Annotated in this window: 7 protein-coding genes; 2 read left to right on the top strand and 5 right to left on the bottom strand. The window is 69.2% G+C overall.

What is annotated here, in order from left to right; all coding sequences use genetic code 11:
- The 5 genes from ACXJKH_RS15620 to ACXJKH_RS15600 all read right to left on the bottom strand — a co-directional run.
- Positions 1-721 (bottom strand): NAD(P)H-dependent glycerol-3-phosphate dehydrogenase (locus ACXJKH_RS15620; RefSeq protein WP_457320642.1); only part of this gene is annotated, 721 nt, incomplete at its 3' end.
- A gap of 20 nt (positions 722-741) precedes the next feature.
- Positions 742-1,257: a protein-export chaperone SecB gene (gene secB, locus ACXJKH_RS15615; protein ID WP_256776785.1), complete on the bottom strand. Its 516-nt coding sequence runs from the start codon at positions 1,255-1,257 to the stop codon at positions 742-744.
- A gap of 105 nt (positions 1,258-1,362) precedes the next feature.
- The gene (locus tag ACXJKH_RS15610; protein WP_256776784.1) at positions 1,363-1,800 is read right to left on the bottom strand and encodes a rhodanese-like domain-containing protein; all 438 of its coding nucleotides are present in this window, start codon (positions 1,798-1,800) and stop codon (positions 1,363-1,365) included.
- A 79-nt stretch (positions 1,801-1,879) separates the two neighbouring features.
- Entirely contained in the window at positions 1,880-2,320 is a 441-nt protein-coding gene (locus tag ACXJKH_RS15605) for a hypothetical protein (protein ID WP_256776783.1), read from the bottom strand.
- Positions 2,321-2,350: 30 nt separating this feature from the next.
- On the bottom strand, positions 2,351-2,821 hold the full coding sequence (locus tag ACXJKH_RS15600) for a YiiD C-terminal domain-containing protein (RefSeq protein WP_256776782.1): 471 nt from the start codon (positions 2,819-2,821) through the stop codon (positions 2,351-2,353).
- Between the two features lie 43 nt (positions 2,822-2,864).
- Between ACXJKH_RS15600 and ACXJKH_RS15595 the strand changes: the two genes are divergently transcribed.
- Complete coding sequence (locus ACXJKH_RS15595) at positions 2,865-3,641, top strand: uroporphyrinogen-III synthase (protein WP_457320638.1); 777 nt, start codon at positions 2,865-2,867, stop codon at positions 3,639-3,641.
- A 108-nt stretch (positions 3,642-3,749) separates the two neighbouring features.
- On the top strand, positions 3,750-4,566 hold an 817-nt coding region (locus tag ACXJKH_RS15590; RefSeq protein ID WP_457320636.1), incomplete at its 3' end, for a uroporphyrinogen-III C-methyltransferase.

The following is a 4,566-nucleotide window of genomic DNA, read 5'->3' as shown; positions in this document are numbered from 1 at the left end:
CCATCAGGGTCTCGGGCTTGGCCCCGATCGCCGCGGCCAGGCGCAGCATCTCGTTGAGGCCGCGGGTAATCAGGCCGGCACGGGCGTTGAGGCCCAGTTGCATGCCATCGGCGACGCCGGTGGCCACGGCCAGCACGTTCTTCATCGCACCGCCCAGCTCGGCGCCGACCATGTCGTCACCGGTATAGGCGCGGAACGCCGGGCCGTGCATCGCGTCGGCCACCTGCTGGGCGAACTCCGGCGCGTCACCGTGCACGGTGATCGCGGTTGGCAGGCCCAGGGTGACTTCCTTGGCGAAGGAGGGACCGGTGACCACGGCCAGCGGCACGTCCGGTCCGAGGACCTCGCGCGCCACTTCATGCAGGAAACGGCCCGAACCGGGCTCGAAGCCCTTGGTCGCCCAGGCCACGCCGGCATCGGCCGGACGCAATGGTGCCAGCGCGCGCACGGTTTCACCGAAGGCGTGCGACGGCACCACCACCAGGATCCAGGTCGCGTCGCTGACCGCAGCGGCCAGGTCGGTGGTGGCGCGCAGCGAGGCCGGCAAGGGAATGCCCGGGAGGTAACGGGTGTTCTCGTGACGCTGGTCGATGGCCTCGACCATGGCCGCGTCGCGCCCCCACAGCACGGTCTGATGACCGTGCCGGGCGAGCAGACTGGCCAGCGCCGTGCCCCAGGAGCCGGCGCCGAGAACCGCGATCTTGTCTGCGTTGGTGCTCATCGATACGACAGCAGCGCCGATCAGGCGTTGCCGGCCGGCTCGGAGTCGGCCAGCGAGGTTTCACCCTGCTCCTGGCGCTGACGCAGGGTTTCCGAGTACAGGCCTTCGAAGTTGATCGGCTGCAGGAAGAACGGCGGGAAGCCGCCGGCCTGGATCAGCTCGCTGATCAGCGAACGCACGTACGGGAACAGGATGTTCGGGCACTGGGTGCCGAGCAGCACGTCGATCGACTGCGGGTCCAGGCCGACCAGGCCGAACACGCCGGCCTGCTGCACTTCGGCCACATAGGCGGTCTTGTCGCCGGCCTTGCAGGTCAGGGTCACGGCCAGCACGACTTCAAAGGCGTTCTCGCCCAGACGCTGCACGCGCTGGTTGAGGTTGAGCTGCAGTTCCGGCTGCACGGCATCGTTGAACACGGCCGGCGCGTTGGGCGACTCGAAGGAAACGTCCTTGACGTAGATCTTCTCGACGGTGAACGCGGGGCCGGTGGCGGCATCGGCCGGCGCAACGGCGCCGTTGGTGGTCTCTTCGGACATTTCCTGTAGCTCCAAGAATGAATGCAATAAGAATGGATTGTTACATGCCCTGCGATGGGGGCGTGTGGCGCCGCGCACAAGGCGAGCGGCGCAATCCGGCAGAAATCAGTTGCGGCCCTTGACCAGCGGCAGCTCGGCCTGCTGCCAGGCGGGGATGCCACCGTCGAGCACGTTGACCTGTTCGAACCCGGCTTTCTTCAGCGCCTTGGCCGCGGTTTCCGAGGCGGTGCCCGTGCGGCACACCAGCACGACCGGGCTCTGCTTGGCGTTGACCACCAGCTTGTGCTCCGGACCGAACTGGGCAGGCTGCACGTTGCGGCTGCCGGCGATGTGGCCCTTCTCGAAATCGCTGCTGGAAGACAGATCGACCACGACGGCGCCACCAGCATTGATCAGGTGGGTCAGCTCGGCGGGCTTGAGCGATTTGAAGCCGCGGAACAGGCGGCGGACTTCAGTGACGATGATGGCCACGGTCAGGCCGACCAGGGCCATCGACAACATCGGGTTTCGGCCGGCAAATGCCAGCAACTCTTCGTAATTCACTAAGATCACGGGTCGATAAGCGGGCGCCGATTGTCGCACATGCGGGCGAATCGGCGTCCAGCCCCCACCGGGGCGGGGTTCAGCGGTCCTGGTCCTGCCAGAGGTCGGGCAGGCCGTTGGCCTGCAGCCAGCGCTTGCCCTCGGCATCCCAGCGCCAGATTTCCTTGACCCGCACCGCGCGCTCGGACTGGGTGTTGAGGTTGATCACCCGGGCTTCGGCGTTGCGGCCGACCCGGCCATCGGGCAGCGGCAGGTTGTCGCCGGCGCGATAGCTGGAGATCTTCACCTGCTCGAAGCGGCGCAGTTCCAGGTCGGTCAGCGGGTGCAGCTTGGCGTATTCGGGATCCAGGTACGGCAGCGCGTCCTCGACCGTGCCCCAGCGCAGGGTGGAGTCGTACTTGACCTGGGTTTCTTCCAGTTCCTTGCGCTGCTTCTTGGTGGTTTTCTGCTCGGCCGCCAGCACGGTCACGCTGGTCAGCGCGAACAAGGCCAGCAGCAGAATCTGAAAGGTACGACGCATGCGAATTCCCCAATCGGCAAGGCGCCCATCCTACCGCCTTGCGAAGGCCACGAAACGACCGGTCAGTTCAGCCGCCGGCTTGCCGCCGCTGCCGGGCTGGCGGGCGACCAGGCCGATGCGGGCCTTGCCGCGCTGGGCGAAGGTAGCCAGAAAGCCCTCCCAATCGGCCTCGTCGGCAGCCTGCGCCTGCGCGTGCAGGTCCTCGTAGACCGGCGCCAGATAGCGCACATGGCTGTCGGCCACGTACACGTCCGCATCGAACCCGGCCAGGCGCAGCCGCAGGGTCACCAGCGCCCAGCCGGACAGGGTCAGCGCCGAGGACAGGCTGCCGCCGAACGCGTTGCCCTTGTCGTTGACGTTGGCCGCCAGCGGCGCGCGCAGGTCGAGCAGGCCATCGGCATAGGATTCAACGCGGATCTGCATGGCCGCCACCGGCGGCATGCGGTCCAGGACATGCTGCAGGTCGGCCAGCTGCACGGACAGGGATTCAGGAATGGACATCGACACGACAACGCTACGCCAAAGGGCTCGCATAATGCCCGCAATGAACCGTGATGCACATGTGCCGGAATGGACCCTGATTTCGCTGCGCCCGCGCGGCCAGCACGCGCCGTTGCGGCGGGCTGCGCAGGCGGCGGGCGCACGCGTGGTGGCGTTGTCGCCGTGGGCGCTGCAGGTCCGTGACGATGGGGCCAGCCGCGCACAGCTGGCGCGCGCGCTGAATGCGCAGCGGGTGGTGTTCAGCAGCCCGGCGGCCGTGCACGCCGCCGCGCGCCTGCAGCCGCTCGGTGGCGCCCACCCAGGCACCTGGCTGGCGGTCGGTGCCGGCACCGCGGCGGCGCTGCACGCRCACGGCGTCGGCACGGTGCTGGCGCCCACGCGGATGGACAGCGAAGGCCTGCTGGCCTTGCCCGAGCTGGCCGACCTGCACGGGCTGGAGGCCGGGCTGGTCACCGCTCCGGGCGGGCGCGGGATCATCGCCGCCACCCTGGTCGAGCGCGGTGCGCAGCTGCAGCGCGCCGATGTCTACCAGCGCGTGCCGCTGGYGCTGCCACCGCGCGCGCTGCAACGGCTGCGCCGCAGTGCCACGCCGTGGGTACTGGCACTGAGCAGTGGCGAGGCGCTGACCCTGCTGCTGGCGCGGCTGCCGCACGATCTGCAGTCCCGGGTGCGCGAGGCGATCGTGGTGGCCGCCAGCGCGCGCCTGGCCGAACAGGCCGCCGACGCGGGATTTACGCAGGTGCAGCTCGCCCAAGGCCCCTTACCACGCCAGCTGGCGCAGGCTGCACACGCTGCGATCATCACTTCCGCGTCTTCCTGAACAGGCGACGTTCCCGGCCTTGCGGGCCGCGCGGGCGACGGGCGATGCTGTGCATCACGTCGCTCGCCAGCTTGTGGACAGCCCGGCGCGATCGACAAGGATGCCCGCATGAATGACGACGTTTCGCCACCTCCCGCTTCCCGCTCCCTGCGCTGGATCGCCCCGCTTGCGGTCGTGCTGGTGATCGGTGCGGGCGTGGCGTGGGGCTGGACCCGTTGGCAGGCCGAACAGGCGCGCGTCCTGCAGCGCGAAGCCGATGCCGGCCTGCAGCTGCAGGGGCTGGTGGACAGCGTGGAAGCGCTGCGCCGCGACCAGCGGTCGACGTCGCAACGGGTGCAGGATGCGGCCGCCACCAACCGGGTGCTGCGCGATGAAATGCTGGGCCTGAGCCAGCGCAGCGCGCTGCTCGAAGACAACCTGGCCAAGCTTGCCGACAGCACCCGCCACGGCGCGCAGGCACTGCAGCTGGAAGAGACCGAACTGCTGCTCAGCCAGGCCGCGCAGCGTCTTGCCTATGCCGATGACGTGGACGGTGCCAAGCGCCTGTACGCACTGGCGGCGGCCACACTGGCCGACGTGCAGGGCAATGAATACCTCAACGTGCGCCAGGCGCTGATGCAGGAACGCAATGCGGTGGATGCGCTGGGTCCGGGCGCGCGCGTGGCGACCGGGCGGCAACTGGCGGCGTTCTCCAAGGCCCTGGAGCAGGTGCCCGAGCAGGTCGATGCCGGTACTGGCCCGGAGGCGGGTGCGCCGTGGTGGCAGCAGGTGCTGGCACCGTTTGTGACCATCACCCCCACCCGCACGCAGGGCCCGCTGACCGACGCCGAGCGCGTGGCCGGCTGGGATGCGCTGCAACTGGAATTGACCTTGGCACGCGCGGCGGTCGAACGCGGCGACCAGGCCGGCTTCACCCAGGCCGTGG

The organism is Stenotrophomonas sp. P5_B8 (assembly GCF_054049855.1).
The sequence above is the reverse complement of the archived record's forward strand: the minus strand, read 5'-3'. Positions and strand labels throughout refer to the sequence as shown.